Source organism: Paenibacillus sp. GbtcB18 (assembly GCF_019091125.1).
GTDB lineage: Bacteria > Bacillota > Bacilli > Paenibacillales > NBRC-103111 > Paenibacillus_F > Paenibacillus_F chitinolyticus.
In genome coordinates this window covers 433,403-450,483 of the sequence record NZ_JAGXJX010000004.1, presented here as the reverse complement: position 1 = coordinate 450,483, position 17,081 = coordinate 433,403, and the positions used below count along the sequence as shown (strand labels likewise).

Annotated in this window: 11 protein-coding genes; 8 read left to right on the top strand and 3 right to left on the bottom strand. The window is 55.6% G+C overall.

The window, feature by feature from the left end:
* The 8 genes from KVT34_RS15795 to KVT34_RS15760 form a co-directional block, all read left to right on the top strand.
* Positions 1–994 (top strand): erythromycin esterase family protein (locus tag KVT34_RS15795; protein WP_217559746.1); only part of this gene is annotated, 994 nt, incomplete at its 5' end.
* Between the two features lie 426 nt (positions 995–1,420).
* The gene (locus KVT34_RS15790) at positions 1,421–7,531 is read left to right on the top strand and encodes a phosphodiester glycosidase family protein (RefSeq protein WP_217559745.1); all 6,111 of its coding nucleotides are present in this window, start codon (positions 1,421–1,423) and stop codon (positions 7,529–7,531) included.
* A gap of 415 nt (positions 7,532–7,946) precedes the next feature.
* Entirely contained in the window at positions 7,947–8,669 is a 723-nt protein-coding gene (locus KVT34_RS15785; protein ID WP_483311441.1) for a response regulator transcription factor, read from the top strand.
* A complete protein-coding gene (locus KVT34_RS15780) occupies positions 8,666–9,622 on the top strand; it encodes a sensor histidine kinase (protein ID WP_217559744.1) in 957 nt (318 codons plus the stop codon). The genes KVT34_RS15785 and KVT34_RS15780 overlap by 4 nt, the downstream gene beginning before the upstream one ends.
* Before the next feature lie 89 nt (positions 9,623–9,711).
* Complete coding sequence (locus tag KVT34_RS15775; RefSeq protein WP_217559743.1) at positions 9,712–10,635, top strand: ABC transporter ATP-binding protein; 924 nt, start codon at positions 9,712–9,714, stop codon at positions 10,633–10,635.
* Entirely contained in the window at positions 10,628–11,323 is a 696-nt protein-coding gene (locus KVT34_RS15770) for an ABC transporter permease (protein ID WP_217559741.1), read from the top strand. The genes KVT34_RS15775 and KVT34_RS15770 overlap by 8 nt, the downstream gene beginning before the upstream one ends.
* 88 nt (positions 11,324–11,411) lie before the next feature.
* Positions 11,412–12,671: an ArnT family glycosyltransferase gene (locus tag KVT34_RS15765; RefSeq protein ID WP_217559739.1), complete on the top strand. Its 1,260-nt coding sequence runs from the start codon at positions 11,412–11,414 to the stop codon at positions 12,669–12,671.
* 209 nt (positions 12,672–12,880) lie between these two features.
* Positions 12,881–13,879 carry an S-layer homology domain-containing protein gene (locus KVT34_RS15760; RefSeq protein ID WP_217559737.1) on the top strand — a complete coding sequence of 333 codons (999 nt, stop codon included), beginning with the start codon at positions 12,881–12,883 and terminating at the stop codon, positions 13,877–13,879.
* A 133-nt stretch (positions 13,880–14,012) separates the two neighbouring features.
* Here the strand turns inward: KVT34_RS15760 and KVT34_RS15755 are convergent, their stop codons facing one another.
* Genes KVT34_RS15755 through KVT34_RS15745 form a run of 3 tightly spaced genes read right to left on the bottom strand, consistent with a single transcriptional unit; the run spans position 14,013 to position 16,884 of the window.
* Positions 14,013–15,806 carry a hypothetical protein gene (locus tag KVT34_RS15755; RefSeq protein WP_217559735.1) on the bottom strand — a complete coding sequence of 598 codons (1,794 nt, stop codon included), beginning with the start codon at positions 15,804–15,806 and terminating at the stop codon, positions 14,013–14,015.
* Positions 15,803–16,741: a hypothetical protein gene (locus KVT34_RS15750; RefSeq protein WP_217559734.1), complete on the bottom strand. Its 939-nt coding sequence runs from the start codon at positions 16,739–16,741 to the stop codon at positions 15,803–15,805. Before KVT34_RS15750 ends, KVT34_RS15755 begins: the two co-directional genes overlap by 4 nt.
* Positions 16,738–16,884, bottom strand: coding sequence for a hypothetical protein (locus KVT34_RS15745; RefSeq protein ID WP_164977109.1), 147 nt, complete (start codon positions 16,882–16,884; stop codon positions 16,738–16,740). Before KVT34_RS15745 ends, KVT34_RS15750 begins: the two co-directional genes overlap by 4 nt.
* Positions 16,885–17,081: the final 197 nt, after the last annotated feature.

Genomic DNA, 17,081 nt, shown 5'->3' with positions numbered 1-17,081 from the left:
AGAGGGATGCGCCAGAGCTTTGGAACTTGATCGGTATGTTCTTCCTGGTGAGGGTAACCCAAGCGAACATCTGACAACCCCATTTAACACGCAAGAGATAGTAAATCTGCTTGACTGGATTCGGGATTACAATGCTGATCCGAAACATACAACCAAAGTGCGTGTCATCGGGATGGATATGCAATCAGTAAAAGAAAATGTTTACAATAAAATACTGGAATATATAAAAAGAAACCATCCTGATCTTGTGCCTGCAGTAGAAGAGAAGATAAAAGGCCTTATTCCTGTAACAAAGGATTTGGATACCTTTAGCAGCCTCACGCAAGAAGATAAAGAAAAGTATGTGTCGGATGCGAAACGGATCAGTGCTCTATTGGAAGAAAATAAAAGTGATCTAAATGGAGAATCCAAAGAGTTCGCATGGATAAAACAAAGTGCCCGTATTATTGAACAGTTTACTACCATGTTGGCGTCACCTCCTGATAATCCATCGGAATTTTATTTGAAACATGATATCGGCATGTATGAAAATGCGAGGTGGACGGAAGAACATGCAGGAAAAACCATCGTATGGGCACATAACGGACACGTTTCGAAAACAAATATAATTCCTTTTGTATACCCTAAAGTAGCCGGGGAGCATTTGGCGGAATATTATGGTGAACGGTATGTGTCTATCGGAACATCTGTTTATGAAGGACAATATAATGTATACAACAGTAACGATGAATTCGGCCCCTATGGAACATTAAAATTAGATGATCCGAACAGTTATAACCACGTTCTCGGACAAGTCAAAAAAGATCAATTTTTTATCGATTTACGTAAGGCAGACGAAGCGGCAAAAACTTGGTTAAATGAAAAACATCCGATTTACCTTGGAGTAATCAAGGAAGCCCCGGATAGACCGAAAACGTTTGATATACCGTTAGGTAAAACGTTTGATATACTTGTTCAAATTCAAAAAGTGAGTCCATCTCAACTGCGTCCATAAATTTGTAAGAATGCGGCTCAAAGAAGTGCAGTATGGATGGGAATGCGGGGGCCCCTTTAAGCGGGCGGAAATGCGACGAAATTTATCCGGAAGCAAAAAAGGAAAGGCATCGAAATTGTTCGCGAGGACGGTTTCGGTGTCTTTTTTCTATGCTCAAAAAAGAGAAAATTAACAAAACTTTTTGCCATATTTAAATTAAATAATAAAATAATACTTCAAAAAGCGCTTTCTTTCCCTGATAATAGAAAAGGTGGGGGTATTTCTAAATCATGAATGAAAGTGCTCCCGGTTCATAAAATCTTTATAAAGATAGGGGGTGGAGTTTACAAGAGAACCGTATACTTTCCTGGCACGGCCCACTGCTCAACAGCCGGAATGCGGAAATGACGACAAACTTTGAACCAGCTTGGGAGGTATGTGACGATAATGGCGAAAAACAGACGGAGACTGGCATCTTTTCTCAGCGGAATGATGCTGTGTTCCATCCTGCTGCCGGCAGGACAGGGATTAGCGGCAGTGCCCGGCGCGACAGCGTCGACAGGGCAAATCGTAGACAAACGGGTGGTGGAAATAGGGCCCGGGGCCACGTACCAATGGATGAATATGAAGCTGGACCGGGGACCGGAAAAGCTCCATTTTGTAGAGTTCGATCCCAAAAACGCGGCTTTGGAGCTGCAGGCGGGCAAAACCGGAGGCAAGGTTTACGGGATGCAGGGCGTCAGCCAAATGGCTGCGGATGCGGACCGGACGGGCAACCGGGTCATTGCGGCCGTTAACGGAGATTTTTACGATATGTCCACGGGAATTCCGTCCGGGCTGTTTATGGGAGAGGGCGAAATTCTTGCGAGTCCTCCGGCGGACTGGTACGCCTTCGGCATAAAAGCCGACGGGACGAGTCTTTACGGGCGGAGCCCGAAGCTGACCCGGACTCTTGCGTTCGGCGGGCAGAGCAGTCCCCTTACGGAAATCAACCGGCTGCGGGGAACGGAGTCGCTCGTTCTTTACACACCCGAGTTTCACACGTCCACGATGACTAACGACCTCGGGGACGAGGTGGTGCTCGATGTGACGGGCGGAGCCGTGCAGAGCGGCCAGACGCTCGCGATGAAAGTATCCGAAGTACATAAAAACAAGGGAAATACTCCGCTAGCTCCCAATCAGGTGGTTTTGTCCGCCTCGGGCAAGTTCCGGGATACGCTGGCCCCTCTGAAGCCGGGGGATGACGTCACCGCCAGCTTTACGCTGGAAGGCGAATGGAAAGATGTCCGGGTGGCCATCGGCGGATCGGGGCTGCTCGTCAAGGACGGGGCCGCACAGCCGAATAGCGATCCGGCGGCGCATCCGAGGACGGCCGTCGGAACGAAAGCGGACGGTTCCGTCATCCTGCTGGAGATCGACGGCCGTCAGCCGGGCTTCAGCGAAGGCGTGGACTTGACGGAGCTGGGCCGCCTCATGAAAGACCTCGGCGCCGTCAATGCGCTGAACCTCGACGGCGGCGGCTCTTCGACCTTCGTGGCGAGAATGCCCGGCGAGAAGACGCGGAAAATCCTGAACACGCCGTCCGACGGCGGGGAACGCAAAACCGCGAACGGTCTGCTGCTCGTCAACAAAGCGCCGGAAGGCGCTGCGGACAAACTGGTTGTCCAGCCGCAAACGGAGCGTGTGCTGACAGGCTCGTCCGCTGCGTTCAAAGCGGCTGCCGTGGACGCCAATCTGCATCCCGCGCCTTTTAACGGGACTCCGCAGTGGAGCGCCGATCCGGCGGTCGGGACGTTTGCCCCGGACGGTACGTTTACTGCCGGCTCCAAGGCGGGCGAAGCCGTCATCAATGCCGCCTCGGGCGGGTTGACGGGAACCGGAAAGGTGGAAGTCGTGGAAGATTTGACCGAACTTAAATTTGCCGATGCCGTCAAAACCTTCACGTCCGGCAGCTCGGAGACGCTGAAAATAACGGCTTTGCGCGACGGACAGGTCGTTCAAGCGGACAACAGCCGGATTGAGTGGCGCACCGAGGGGCCGATCGGCTCGATTGACGCCGCCGGGGTGTTCACCGCCACGGCCGAAACCGAGAAAACCGGAAAGATTTATGCCAAATACAAGAACGTAGAAACTTCTCTGGATGTCCATGTCGGTGTTCCTCCGGTTATTCTGGAAGACTTCGAGAACGGGCTGGACCGCTACAATCCGAGTGCGGGCGCCCAGTTCAAGAGCACCAACGTGAGTATCGAAACGGATGAAGAATTCGTGCGTTTCGGTAAAAACTCGCTGAAGCTGGCCTACGATTTTACCGGAATGCCGGGAACCTCGGGGGCTTATCTGCAAGTAAAAAGCGGCGCCCAGCCCATCCAGATTCCGGGGTACCCCGAGAAAATCAGCATGTGGGTATACGGGGACGGGAACAAGCACTGGCTTCGCGCGCAAATGCGCGACGGCAAAGGCGCCGTGGCGCTTGATTTTGTCGACCAGACGGTAGGGGTCGATTTCAAAGGGTGGAAGTACCTGGAGGCCGTCGTGCCCAAAGGAAGAACCCTCCCGCTGACGATGGATATGCCGGTCCGCTATATGGAGACCTCCTCGGCCAAGAAAGACGCCGGAGCGATCTACGTCGACCAGATCCGGGCGCTTTATGGGCCCGCGCAGGACGATATGGACCCGCCCGTGCTGAAAAATTTCTCGCCGGCCGACGGCGAAACGATTAAAAGCAATCTGCCGACGATCAAAGTGTACGGAGAGGACTACGGCTACGACCCTGCCAAGCATCCCGGCACGACCCTGATCGACCCGGATAAAATCCGGTTCTATCTCGACGGAACCTTGGTCCAGCATACGCTGTATCCGCCGGAAGGCCGGATTTACTACACGCCGGGTACGCCTTTGGCGGACGGAATTCATCAGGCGAAGGTTTCGGTCCGTGACTTGTCGGGCAACCAGACGACCAAGGAATGGACGTTCAACGTCGATACGGGCTCGGCCAAAATAGTGTACGACACGCCCAAAGAGGTGTATGCAGGCGGCACGTATTCCCTCGATGTGAAAGGAATCAAAGCCGCAAGCATCAAAAACGGCCGCATCGACTTCGCTTTCGATCCCGGTAAAGTCGAAAACATCCGGCTTGTCCGCGGTCCGAAGCTCAGCGATACGCAGCTGACAGCGGACATTGACGGCGCAGCGGGTCTTGTAAGTCTGAAAATGCAAGAGCTGCAAACGGCTTCCCTGACGGATCAGGATATCATCGGCCAAATTCAGTACGATATCCGCAAGGATGCGACCGGCACGAATCTCATCGCCTTTAAGTCCGGCTCCGTTTCGTTTGCGAATACCGGGGATACGAGCTTTTCCTTCTTCGGTCTGCCTCTCTCGTCGGAGATCAAGAATCAGTTGAAGCTGGAGTGGAACGATTACGGCAACGTGCAGGGGTACGAGACCGAGTTTGTCGTGAAAGACGAGCGCGGAGCCGCTGTCGAAGGAGCCGGGGTGCTCGCGGACGGTTCCTCCATCGGAACGACGGACGCTCAGGGCAAGCTCCGTACGCAGGCGCTGACGTCCGCCGTCAATAGCTATAAGCTGCAGGCGGCGAAAGGGAACTCTTATAGCGCGGTTTCCGTGTTCGCGGTATCACCTCTCGGAGGAAGCGAGACGCCTTATAACATTGGCGTGAACATGGGCTCCGACCCGGCCTCGTCCCGGGCGTTTATCTGGCATACGAACCCCGGAACCGAACCGACTGTGGTCGAACTCGTCAAGCAGTCGGAATTTACGGATTTTCAAGCCGGCAGCGTGAAACGGATTACGGGAGACAGCAGCCTGTACAGCACGCTGGATATCGGCACGATCCGCATTCATAAAGCGGTCGCGGAGGGTCTGGAGCCTGGAACCTCTTACGTGTACCGTGTAGGAGACGGCAAAGGCCACACGAGCAAGCAGGGAACGTTCAAGACGACGGAACTGGCCGGCGACCGTACGAAATTCCTGTATTTCGCGGATTCCCAGGCTGGGGATCAGGCAGGCTTTAATTTGTGGGGCAACACGGTGAAAAAAGCGGTCGCCGACAACCCGGACGCGGAATTCATGGTTCATGCCGGGGATATGGTCGACAAAGGCTTTAACGAAAAAGAATGGAACATGTGGTTCGGTGCGGCCCAGGATGCGTTTTTGAATACGACGCTCGTGGGAACGATCGGCAACCACGAAGTGATGGGAACGAGAGAAAACAGCGACTTCCTGGCGCATTTCAACCAGCCGGGCACCGGACTGGACAGCTTGAAGGGCAGCAGCTTTTCCTATGACTATAAGGACGTTCACTTTGTGGTGCTGAACAGCGAATATCAGTATGAAGAGCAGAAAGAGTGGCTGAAGCGGGATCTGGCCAAAACGAACAAGAAGTGGAAGGTCGCCATTTTCCACCGGGGGCCGTACGGAAGTATCTACGATACCGCCGAAATCCGGAGTTTGTGGGCTCCTGCGCTTGAGGAGAACAAGGTGGATCTCGTGCTGAACGGGCATGATCACATTTATTTGAGAACGTACCCGATGAAAAATAACCAAATCGCGACGGACGGACAGGGAACGACCTATGTGGTTGCCGGTTCCAGCGGCCCGAAATTTTACCCGGTCACCAAACGGGACTGGCAGCGGGTGATCGATGAGGAACAGACGCAAATGTATGCTTCCATCGACATTGCCGGCGACGAGCTGAAATTTGTGACGAAAACGGTCGGCGGCCGGGTCGTGGACGAATTCAGCTTATATAAGAAAGAGGTGCCTCCGGCATCCGTTGAAATTGAACAGCAGAATCTGAAGCTGGCCGTAGGAGAAAGCGTGAAGCTGACCGCCGCCGTCAAACCGGCTGACGCGACGGACCGGAGCGTGACATGGTCCGTGTACAGCTCGACTCCGTCGGGCGCCGTAACCGTGACGGCCGATGGTACGGTCAAAGCGGCGGGTCTCGGCAGCGCGGTGATCCGTGCGACGAGCGCCACGGCGCCCGATGTGTACGGAGAGACGACCGTGACGGTGGACCGTCTGCCGTCGGGTCAGCTTGCTTCCATCGAGCTGTCCGGCAAGGGTTCGCTTAAAGTCGGGGAATCCGATCAGACGGTTACCCGCGCGGTTTACACGGATAACAGCCGGTTCGACCTGACCGACGGCGTAACGTACAGCAGCAGCCGTCCGTCCGTGGCGCAGATCGACACGCACGGAGCGGTGAAGGCCTTGACGGAAGGAACGACCGTCCTGTCCGCCGTCTACGGCGGATTCACCGCGCAGTACGAGCTGACGGTGAAGGCTTCCGGCAGCGGAGGCAGCGACGGCGGCAGCGGAGGAGGCTCCGGCGGCGATAACGGCGGCGGAACTCCGACCGTACCGACCATACCGCCGGTAGAGCCGCCTGTGAAGCCGCAGCCGGGCTCCGCCGGCAAGCTTGCCGCCACCGCCGCAGAGCTGGCGGCGATGAAAGCGGCCGGCGCGGTCACGTTCGTGACGTCCGCGCCATTTGAAGAGCTGGCGCTGCCGGGGAATGCCGGCGAGCTGCTGGGCGATGCCGCCGTCCGCGTGGAGGCGGGCAACGTGGCGGTGACGCTTCCCGCAGCCGTGCTGCGCGAGCTGGGCGAGCTGATGCCGGCCGCCGAGCGGGAAGGCAGCACGCTGAAGCTGGGCGCAGTCCGGATCGCCGGCGAGGACGCCCGCAGGCTGCTCGCCAGCGCATCGGCGGCTTCCGGGGCTCGGCTTGCGGCCGGAAGCGACCTGCTGGAGCTGCGTCTGACCGTCACGACGAAGGACGGCAAAACGAGCGAGCTGACGAGGTTTGCGAAGCCGGTCACGATTGAGCTTCCGGCCGGTTCGGGCGTGGATGCAAGGCTTGCCGGCATTTATGGAATCGCCGGAAGCGGCGCCCTTGAATATGCCGGGGGTACTTGGCGCTTGGGCAAGCTCACAGCCGATGTAAATCATTTGGGTACGTATGCCGTGCTGGAATACGGCAAAGCCTATGCCGATGTGCCCGCAGATCACTGGGCCGCCGGAGTCATCGAGGAGCTGACGGCCCGGCACCTGATTGACGGGATGACCGGGAACACGTTTGCTCCCGAGCGGAAAGTGACGCGGGCGGAGTTCACCGCCATGCTCGTCCGTCTGCTGAACCTGAAGGCGGAGGGAGTGCCGTCCTTCTCCGACGTGTCCGGACAGGATTGGTACGCGGGCGCCGTTGCCGCAGCTTCCAAGGCCGGACTCGTCAATGGCGTGAACGCCTCCGAATTTGCGCCGGAAGCGGTCATCAAGCGCCAGGAAATGGCGGCGATGATCGTGCGGGCGTACGAGGTTGCGGCCGGGAAGAAGGCAGCCGCCGGCGAACCCGTCCGTTTCGCCGATGTGGAGGCTTCTCCCGTATGGGTGCGGGAAGCCGTCGACGCCGCCTCGAGCCTGGGGCTCGTGAACGGACGCACGGCCGGCGGATTCGAGCCGGAAGGCACCGCCACTCGCGCCGAAAGTGTGCAGGTGACCGCTAACCTGCTGAAAAAGCTGGGAGGCGTCACCCGTTGATAGGGGGACCATCGCCATGCGGCGCCACACACGCGCCGGGAGTGCGGGAGGTGTGTAAATAGGCGGGATAACGCGTAGCCCGAGTAACCTGAGTACCACGAGTAACACGAGTACCAAGAGTAACCCCTCCTGCCTCGCGAAATTTTATAAGGTGCGGAACTGAGCTAATGAGAGAAGCGCCGATCACGCTGCGGATTTAGTATATGCTTTCATGCTCCGCGTTCCGGCGAGTGCCGGAGGGGAGGACCGTGGGAGGACAGCTCCCCCGTCGAATACAGCCTCATTTTAACAACCTGCCCGGCGTCTCAGGACGACGAGGCAGGTTTTATTTTGACGTAAAACTTATGGAACTTTCTATCGAGCTTTTCCGAAACATGATATGATTCAACCGAAACAGATTGCAGGAATGGACGGGATGAATATGCAAAATACACTGCTGCTTGTGGAAGACGATACGGAAATCAGCGATATGGTCAGCGATTATTTGACGAAGGAAGGGTTCGTAGTCGTGCGCGCCTACGACGGGGAAGAAGCGGTCCGCAAGTTTGCCGGCCAGCCATTCGACCTGATTCTGCTGGATCTGATGCTGCCGAAACTGAGCGGCATGGACTTTCTCCAGAAGGTGCGGCAGACGAGCCTCGTGCCCGTCCTGATTACGTCCGCCAAGGACGGCGACGTCGATAAGGCGCTCGGTCTCGGTTTCGGCGCGGACGATTATATCGCCAAGCCGTTCTCCATGATCGAGCTGGCCGCCCGGATCAAGGCGGCAATCCGCAGGGCGACGCAGTATGCGGCGGCCGCACCCGCGGAACGGGCACCGGCCCCGCCCGAAGTGCTGCGCGTTGGCGAGCTGGTCATCGACCTCGAAAACTTCTCGGTAAGCAAAAACGGGGCGGAGCTGAAGCTGACGTCCAAGGAGTTTCATCTATTGAAACTGTTTGCCGTTCATCCCAAACGGGTTTTTACGAAAGCGCAAATTTACAGCTCGGTATGGGAAGACGACTATTACGGGGATGAAAATGTCATCAACGTCCATATGCGCCGGTTGAGGGAAAAAATCGAAGACGATCCGTCGAATCCGGCTTACATCAAGACGCTGTGGGGAATCGGTTATAAACTGGGGGAATTCGGCGAATGAGCGGTTGGACGGGATTGCTGCTCGCCCTGCTTGCCGTCTCTCTCTCGCTTCACTTCGTTCAATACAGAAGCAAAAAAAAGCGGGACGAAAGCCTCGCCTACATAACGGCCCGGTTAGACGGAATTTTAAACGGAGGCGCCGCCCGGGGGAAATTGCTGCACGTGACGGACGACAAGCAGCTGATCGCCTTGCTGAACGGGCTAAACGGGCTTGTGGAGACCAATCAACGGATGACGGCAACGTACAATAAAACCGAAGATTCGATGCGCAAAATGCTCGCTAACATTTCCCACGATCTCAAAACGCCCCTCACGGTCGTGCTCGGCTATATGGAAACGCTCATCCAAAATCCGTCCACACCGGCGGAGGAACGGGAACGGCTCCTGGACAAAGTGCATGCGAAGGCCCGGGAAGTCCTCGCTCTGATCAATCAATTTTTTGATCTTGCCCGCCTGGAGTCCGGTGACCGGGATATCCCCCTGAACCGTATCCTTCTTAACGAAGTGTGCTCGCAGACGATCCTCGCTTTCTATGAACCGCTGACCTCCAAAGGGGTGGAGGTTGTAATAGCGATGCCGGAGACTCCGGTTTACGTACTGGGGAACGAAGAGGCGCTGGTGCGCATTTTGAACAACCTGATCTCCAACGCCTCCCAATACGGCAGCGACGGGAATATGCTGGGCCTCACTCTGCGCGAGGACGAGGAGCATGCCTATGTCGAGGTGTGGGACCGGGGCAAGGGGATCAGCGAGTTTCATCAGGACCGGGTCTTCGAGCGCATGTATACGCTGGAGGATTCCCGGAACCCTCTTTATCAGGGAAGCGGCCTCGGGCTTACGATCACGAAACGGCTGGTGGAGAAGCTCGGCGGCGTCATTACGCTGACCAGCAAGCCTTACGTGAAAACGTCGTTCACCGTAAAACTCAAAAAAACAACTTACGGAAGGACGTAAGATTTTTGTAAGAATCGAGTAATAAAAAAGAGAAAATCGGAAGCTAAACTAAGAATCAAGAAAGAGGAGATACGAAAGGGGCCAAGGGAATGGGCACACTGCTGAAAACGACGCGGCTGACGAAAGTGTTTGACGGCAAAGAAGTGATTTCGGACGTCAATATGACGATCCGGCAAGGGGAAATTTACGGGTTTCTCGGATTGAACGGAGCGGGCAAAACGACCGTGATGAAAATGATGACAAACCTGATTAAACCGACCGGCGGCGAAATTGAAATTTTCGGTGAAAAATTAACGGAAAACTCTTACGAGATTCTGAAACGGATGGGCAGCATTATCGAGTATCCGGTGTTTTACGACAGGCTGACCGCGCTGGAAAATCTGGAGCTTCATTGCGAATACATGGGCTTCCATAATAAAGCCGCCATCGGGGAGGCTCTGGACCTGGTTCAGCTGAAAAATATCGACCGTAAGCCGGTCAAAGACTTCTCGCTGGGCATGAGGCAGCGGCTCGGTATCGCGCGGGCCATCACGACCCGTCCGGAACTGCTGCTGCTCGATGAGCCGATTAACGGACTCGATCCCGTCGGCATCAAGGAACTGAGAAGCCTTTTCAAGATGCTGAGCAAGGAATACGGCATCACCCTGCTGATCTCCAGTCACATTCTGGGCGAGATCGAACAAATCGCCGACACGGTCGGCGTCATCAGCGAAGGCAAGCTGATCGAGCAGGTGCCGATGGACGAGGTAAGAGGCAGACATACCGAATATATCGAGGTGGTTACGCCGGATCTCAACAAAGCGGTCTATGTGCTGGAAAGCAAACTGGGTATGCGCAATTACAAAGTCGTCGGCGATACAACGCTGCGCATTTACGAACGGGGAGTTTCGCAGGCGGAAATTTCCAAAGGTTTACTTCTGAACGGAGTTGAAATCGAGGCCTTGAACAAGAAGGTGAGCTCGCTCGAAGACTATTTCCTGCAATCCATTCACGGAGGCGGCGTCCATGCTTAAATTGATGAAACTCGAGCTTAAAAAATATAAAATCGGCAGATACCTGCCGGGCATTCTGATCGCCAACTTCGTGATTCTGCTGCTTATCGGCGGTATTCATATGGCGGAAAAGATAGACAACGTCATGGATGCGTATCAGGATTATAAGATGGCGTTCAGTGTCATCATCGGGCTCGTCAAGATCACCTTCGTTATTTTTGCCTCCGTCATTCTGGCCAAACTTGTGATCGGGGAGTATAATGCCAAAACGGTCAACATTCTGTTCACCTACCCGGTCCGCCGGAAAAAGATCATGGCAGCCAAGCTGCTGCTGGTCAGTCTCTGGACCTTCGTTACGGTGTTCTTCTCGGGCTTGTTTTTAACCGGCGTTTTTCTGCTGGCGGACGCTTCGCTGAATATGGTACCCGAAACGTTAACCGCCCCGATGGTCGCGGATCACGTTCTGCGTATGCTGCTGAACGCCGTCTCGGCGGCAGGGACTTGCCTGATACCGCTTCTGTTCGGCATGATGAAGAAATCGGTTCCCGCAATGATTGTTTCCGCCGTCATCCTGGTGACCATCACCGATTCGAACAACATGGGGTTCTCGCTGAGTGCCGGATACATCTTTCCGCTTGTTTTTGCGGCCGCCGGTGTGCTGATCGCGTTCTGGTCCATCCGTAAAGTAGAAACGTCCGACGTTCTTTAGATGGGCCCGTCTGGGAATAAAGGAAATGTATTGAACCCTTCCTCCAAGATAGTGTATGATGATCCGGTGAGGAAGGGGGAATAGGGAAATGTTTACTTTAAAGGAAGAGAACCTAAGAACCAAACAAATTTTATTTGCGCTAATGGCAATTGTATTGGCCGTTTCCGCCTTTACGGCGCTTTATTACGGGGACGCTTTTTTATTGGGCACCTACGAGAAAATGGATAATGACGACGTCAAATATATGTATGCGGCCAAGGTGCTTCTGGAAGAAGGGACGCTCGTTTACAAAAGTTATCCGAATCCGACCTTGTTCATTATGCCGGGCTTTCCCGTGATGCTGGCTTTTTTTATGTGGATATTCGGGGATTACGAAAATACGGCGATCGCCGTCAGACTCTTTCAATGTGTTCTGCAGGCGGCTTCCGTTTATCTGCTGTTCGTTATCGCCCGGCACATGTTCAATTCGCGGGTGGCGCTCATCGCTTGTATCATCGCCGCTCTTTATCCGCCGAACTACTACACCAGCGGTGTAATCTTGTCGGAAGGGATTTTCCAAATCATCTTCCTGCTGCTCGTATGTATGACCCTGTACGCGCTTCAGAAGCCGACTGTCGGCAAATACATAGCAATTGGGGTTCTTCTGGCCCTTTGCGCTTATTTTAAGCCTCAATTTATTATATTTCCGCTTATTATCGGCGTCACGTGGCTGATCCGGCGGGTCCCTTTTAAGAAAATGGTTCTGTACACGGCGACAATCGTTCTGACCGCCTGCCTGCTGTTAAGCCCCTGGTGGGTAAGGAACTATGCCCATTTCGGCAAGTTTATCCCGTTTACGGACTCGTCGGGCAATCCGATGCTGATGGGAGTGCTTCCGGGCGAGCCTTCTCCGGAATTTTTTAAGGAATATCCGCAATATTCGCCTGACGTCTACGACGACTCTACGGAGAAAGTCGGCCACATTATTTTATACAGCCTGAAAACGAAACCGTTCGAAACGATCAAATGGTATTTGTTCGACAAAACGATTCTGGCTTTCGAGCAGACGTTCTACTGGCTGGACTTCTGGGGTATGTCTTACAAATTTGTTCTGGCTCTCCATATCATTTTGTGCGTGCTGGGAGTCGCGGGTTTTATAGCGGCCTTGATCAAGCGCAGGGGAGATATTCTCGTGGCGGCGCTGACAGTCGCGTACGTGATCGCGGTTCATATTCCGTTCGTCCAGTTTTCGAGATACATGTATCCAATTATATTCATCTTTACGATTTTTGCCGCCTACCTGATCGCGGTGCCGTTCGGATCGCTGTCGTTTCGGAGGTCTTCCTCCGTCAGCCGGCACTTTCCGTAATAACGCCCTGCAGTCTTATCATGGCCGGAAGGTATCCGCAATGGTTACGAAAGCGGAGAATGTTGTAACTTTAAAAGACCGCCTGAATTTGGTAGCATGGAATAGTCTTCCATTTCAACCGAATCAGGCGAAAGCGGCCGGACTTCTGAAAGGGAGTCCGGTCTTTTTTATGTGATTTCCATTAAAGGGACTGGAGAGTGACCGGTGCTATGAAAAAAGGGGCTAAAGCGGCCACGGCCGTGCTGTTGGCTTTCAGTTTATCGGGTGTCAACGCTTCCGCGACTTACGGTGAAGGGAGCGCGTTCAAAGACGTTCCCGGCGATTTCTGGGGCAGGGACGTTATCGAGTGGGCCGTCGGCAATAAACTTGTGGACGGTTATCCGGACGGAACCTTTAAGCCTGCCCAGGCGGTTGTGCAGAACGAGTTTCTGGCCATGCTGATCCGGGCCTACCAGCCGGGAGATTTCAAGCCGGCCCCAGACAGCTCCGACTGGGCTTCGCCTTACGTGGATTATGCGAGCCGGCTGGGGTGGCCCGTCGTTCAAACCTCCGCCGTCGACCGGAACGCTTCCGCGCGGAAAGCGCTGACCAGAGGCAGGGCGGCCCAGCTTCTCGCGAGCGCATCTGGCCGACATTACAGCGTGGACGATTCCATCCGGTATCTGCTGGATGTGGGGCTGGCCGAAGGCAAGGAAGAGCGGACCCCGGAAGGCTTCGGCAAAAACGATACGCTGAGCCGGGCCGAGGCCGTTACGTTCGTGCAGCGGCTGAGGGCGAACGAGAGCCGTCTGCGGCCCAGCCCCGGCAGTCTGGAGGTCTATGATTTGAGCAAGCTGAATACGGTGGCTTATGCCAACAAGACGTACGGATATTCGTTCAAACTTCCGGCGGAGTGGGCAGGCAAAATCGACATCGAAGAGGACGGGGACTCCGTCCGGTTCATTCATCGTGCGAGCAAAGCCGCCGGGGGCCTTCTCTTTTCGATAAACGTGGGCTCCGAAGAGGAGTACGAGCAGACCAGCGAACTGATCCGCACCGTCTATCTGGGCGCGAAAGGGGATCGGCACGTATATATCTGCTACCCGTCCGATGTGCAGTACAGTCTGGAAGACGCTAAGTCGAGCGCGGAGTATCAAGATCTGTCCGACGGGATCAAGAGCTTGAAGCCGACCTTCCAGTGGCGGGATTCCGCACTTTCGACTCATTAAACAAACAAAAGGACATTTCCCCGCCTTTAGACGGGGGAATGTCCTTTGCCGTTGTTTTAACATGGATAAAGAAGTTCAACGGATATGAATCCGGTCGGTTCCGAGCCGCCATGTTTTCAGCATACGCCCGGAATCACTGTTCGATATGGCTCACATTGATTTTGTACGCTTGCACGGAGCGGTCGCCCTGAAGAATCTTCGTTTCGCCGGTATAGGTGCCCGTAACGACCGCATTGCCGGGCTTCCAGGAGAACTTGCCGGTCAGCAGGACATTCAGGCCGTCCATCTCCGCGACGGCCATGCCGCTGCCGGTCCGGGTAATCGTCAGAGGCAGGCGGACAACCGTTTCCGCCTGCTGCTGCGGGAGCTCGGACGGCTGGATGTCCTTCGCTTCGGGGGAAGGGTCCGGCACCCGCTGGGGAACTTCCGCCAGCGCGTACTGCCCTCCCTGGAGCTTGTAGACCGCTTCTTGTCCGCTGCCCGCTCCGGCGGGATTGCGGACGAGAAGCACGCCCGCGCTCTGCAGCTTGTAGCCGTCGGCTTCCACGTCGAGCAGCGCGTTCAGGCCGGAGGCGTCCACTTCGTAAGCGGTATACCGGGCATTGCGGGTGCGGGACTGGCTCTCCAGCATCACGACGGGGAGTTTGCCCGCTCCGAGCCCGTCGGCGAAAGAGACGGCCTTGACGGCCAGCCCGCCGCCGATCTCGCCTTCCGTCGAGACGACCGAACCGTCGGCCTGCAGGCGCGCCGTCACAAGCGTCCCGCGGTCGGTTACGCCGGCGGCGATCGCTTCGGAGCCCCAGAGGCCTTTGGCTCCGGCGGTCTGCACGAACCGGACGTTGTCCTTCGCCTTCGAGAGAAGGACGCCGGGCTCGGCCGCCATCCACCGGATCTCGGTTTGGCGGATTTCTTTGCCCGTATCCTTGTAGTCCCCGAGCACTTTGTACAGCGCGATCGCGTCCGCATACTTGCCTGCGGAAGCAAGCTGCTCCGCTTTGGCCGTTTGCTTGCGTAAGGACGATTGAATAAAGGCATTCACTTTGGAGGAAGAGCCGGAGAGCTCTTTCAGATTCTGGAACGTTTTCGCATGAGTCAGAAATCCGGGTACGTCGTTCGTTTCCAGCAGCCGGGTCAGCGTGCCCTGCACATAGGTTTCCGCTTTAGGGAGCACCCACGCCGCTTCCACTTTGCGTTCCGAGTAGAACTGGCGGATCCGGACGATTTCCCCGAGCGCTTCTTCGAAAGATTTCTGATTGAAAATCGTCTGGAGCCGGGTCGTATCGTATTTTTGGAAAAGCGTGTTTAAATCTTTTCGCTTCGTTTTCTCGTCTTTATAGACGGAAGCCGGAAGCTGAAGCAGCAAAGACATGGCGGATTCGCCTTCCTGCGCCGAGGCGCCGTTTCCTTGCTGGAGCAAGGCCGTAAGCGACTTCTTCGCTCCCGCCAAGGCGGCGGCAAACTGTTCGTCCAGCTTGTAGGCGTCCTTCAGCTCGCCGAAGCGTTTTTTGGCGGATTCGTCTGCGGCGGCCACTTCCGCTTTCTTGGCCTCATAGGCCGCGTAAGCCTGCAGCAGCCGGGCCTGTTCCTGCGAGCCCCCGTTGGATACGGCGATTTCGGAAGCGAGCGAGGCGAACAGACGCTTCAATTCGGTGACGGGACGCAGGGCGGACAGGGCGGCGCTGATTTCGTCATTTTTATAATCGAAGGAAGAAATATCCCGGGCCCGCATATAGAGGACCTCCGCTTCGACATCGCGGCCTGCGGCTTGTTCGGCGGCGGCCCGGGCGTACAGGTCGGCCTTGTGCCAGACGCTGTAACCTTTGTATCCCGCCAGGCCCAGCATGAGGACCAGCAAAAGAATGGCTCCGTTTCTGTAACGAATGGACCGGTGGTACGTAGAACCTAGCATAACGTGCAGTCCTTTCATAGGAAGCCCTCAAATTCGGGATCGTTTCCGTATTTGCGGGTGGCCGTTTCCAGTACTTTCTGCCGCAGCTCGGGAGCCCGGTCCGGGTTGTCTTTCACCAGCCGGCACAGCCGCAGGAACCGCTCGCGGGGCAGCTCGTCCACGAAATCGTAAAGGAGGGAAGCGTACTCGAATGCGTATTCCTTCACGCGCAGCGCGGCTGCGGCAACCAGGGCGAGCGTCGCCCGCCCTTCCACCATGCCGCCGATCTGGACGCGGTATTTCTGCACATAATCGAGGGTGTCGCGCTGCACCAGGCCCGGATTGACTTTGGCCGCTTCGTACAGGTAAGTGATGAAGCCGGGCTCGAACTCATCCGGAATGAGCGTGCCCAGCTCCAGCTCCATATCGCTGCGCAGAATAAACCGGTTCAGGCAGTACACCTTGAGGTTGCGGATATGGCTGCCGGTAATGAGGGCTCCGATTTCCCTCAGCTTCTCGTAGGCGGACTTGAAATCCCCGTCCTCCATATCGGAAGCGGCGTCGTCGACGTCCAGCAGGATGCCCCTGCGGATCGCCCCGTTTTCGCCGAGCAGCAGCTTGCGCAGAACGTCGTTCATCAGCGCCTCGGCATATCTTCTGCGAAGGAAAGCGTAGACGGCGATGAGTAGAACTCCCGCTCCGGCCGACAGGGCCATCTCCTGGAAAGTACGGGCGAGATAGAAGGCGGCGCAGGCGATCGCGGCCAGGATGAGAGCATCCCTCTGAATATTGCGTCTGAGCACGGAAGAGACGATGTCCCGGATAGACAGGAATTTCCGCTCGGCTCCGCATGAGAGGCAGTTATCGTGCCAGAGCACGGAGTAAGTGCCGCAACGCGTGCACTGTTTCAATCGTTCATAAGTATGGGCCGTGTGACGGGCTTTGCGCAGCTCTACCGGAATTTTGCCGCTCATGAGGGATCACCTTCGTTCAGCTCGGTCATAAATTCCCGGTCGATGCTCTCGGAAGTCAAGGCCGCGCGTTTCGCGGAGTTCCACGTCAGCCAGCGGATCAGGACGAAGAGGACCAGGAGGGCAAGAACAATCATCGTCAGCATAACATTCTCCTATCGGACAATTTCATAAATTTGCCGGATTTTTAGGTTCCGGACCCCCGTAAAAGTGGAATTAGCTTCTTGAAAAAGTTAAGATGTGAATGAGATGTTCAAACATTCTACCACCTTTTACATTTTACTACAAAAGAAGCGCGGACGGCTCTTAACGCTTGCCGCCGTGCGTAAACTTACAAGCTTTG

Bases quoted from the DNA above. Each gene is read 5' to 3' on its own strand.
- KVT34_RS15790 (WP_217559745.1), top strand. From the start codon at position 1,421: ATGGCGAAAAACAGACGGAGACTGGCATCTTTTCTCAGCGGAATGATG.
- KVT34_RS15785 (WP_483311441.1), top strand. From the start codon at position 7,947: ATGAATATGCAAAATACACTGCTGCTTGTGGAAGACGATACGGAAATC.
- KVT34_RS15780 (WP_217559744.1), top strand. From the start codon at position 8,666: ATGAGCGGTTGGACGGGATTGCTGCTCGCCCTGCTTGCCGTCTCTCTC.
- KVT34_RS15775 (WP_217559743.1), top strand. From the start codon at position 9,712: ATGGGCACACTGCTGAAAACGACGCGGCTGACGAAAGTGTTTGACGGC.
- KVT34_RS15770 (WP_217559741.1), top strand. From the start codon at position 10,628: ATGCTTAAATTGATGAAACTCGAGCTTAAAAAATATAAAATCGGCAGA.
- KVT34_RS15765 (WP_217559739.1), top strand. From the start codon at position 11,412: ATGTTTACTTTAAAGGAAGAGAACCTAAGAACCAAACAAATTTTATTT.
- KVT34_RS15760 (WP_217559737.1), top strand. From the start codon at position 12,881: ATGAAAAAAGGGGCTAAAGCGGCCACGGCCGTGCTGTTGGCTTTCAGT.
- KVT34_RS15755 (WP_217559735.1), bottom strand. From the start codon at position 15,806: ATGAAAGGACTGCACGTTATGCTAGGTTCTACGTACCACCGGTCCATT.
- KVT34_RS15750 (WP_217559734.1), bottom strand. From the start codon at position 16,741: ATGAGCGGCAAAATTCCGGTAGAGCTGCGCAAAGCCCGTCACACGGCC.
- KVT34_RS15745 (WP_164977109.1), bottom strand. From the start codon at position 16,884: ATGCTGACGATGATTGTTCTTGCCCTCCTGGTCCTCTTCGTCCTGATC.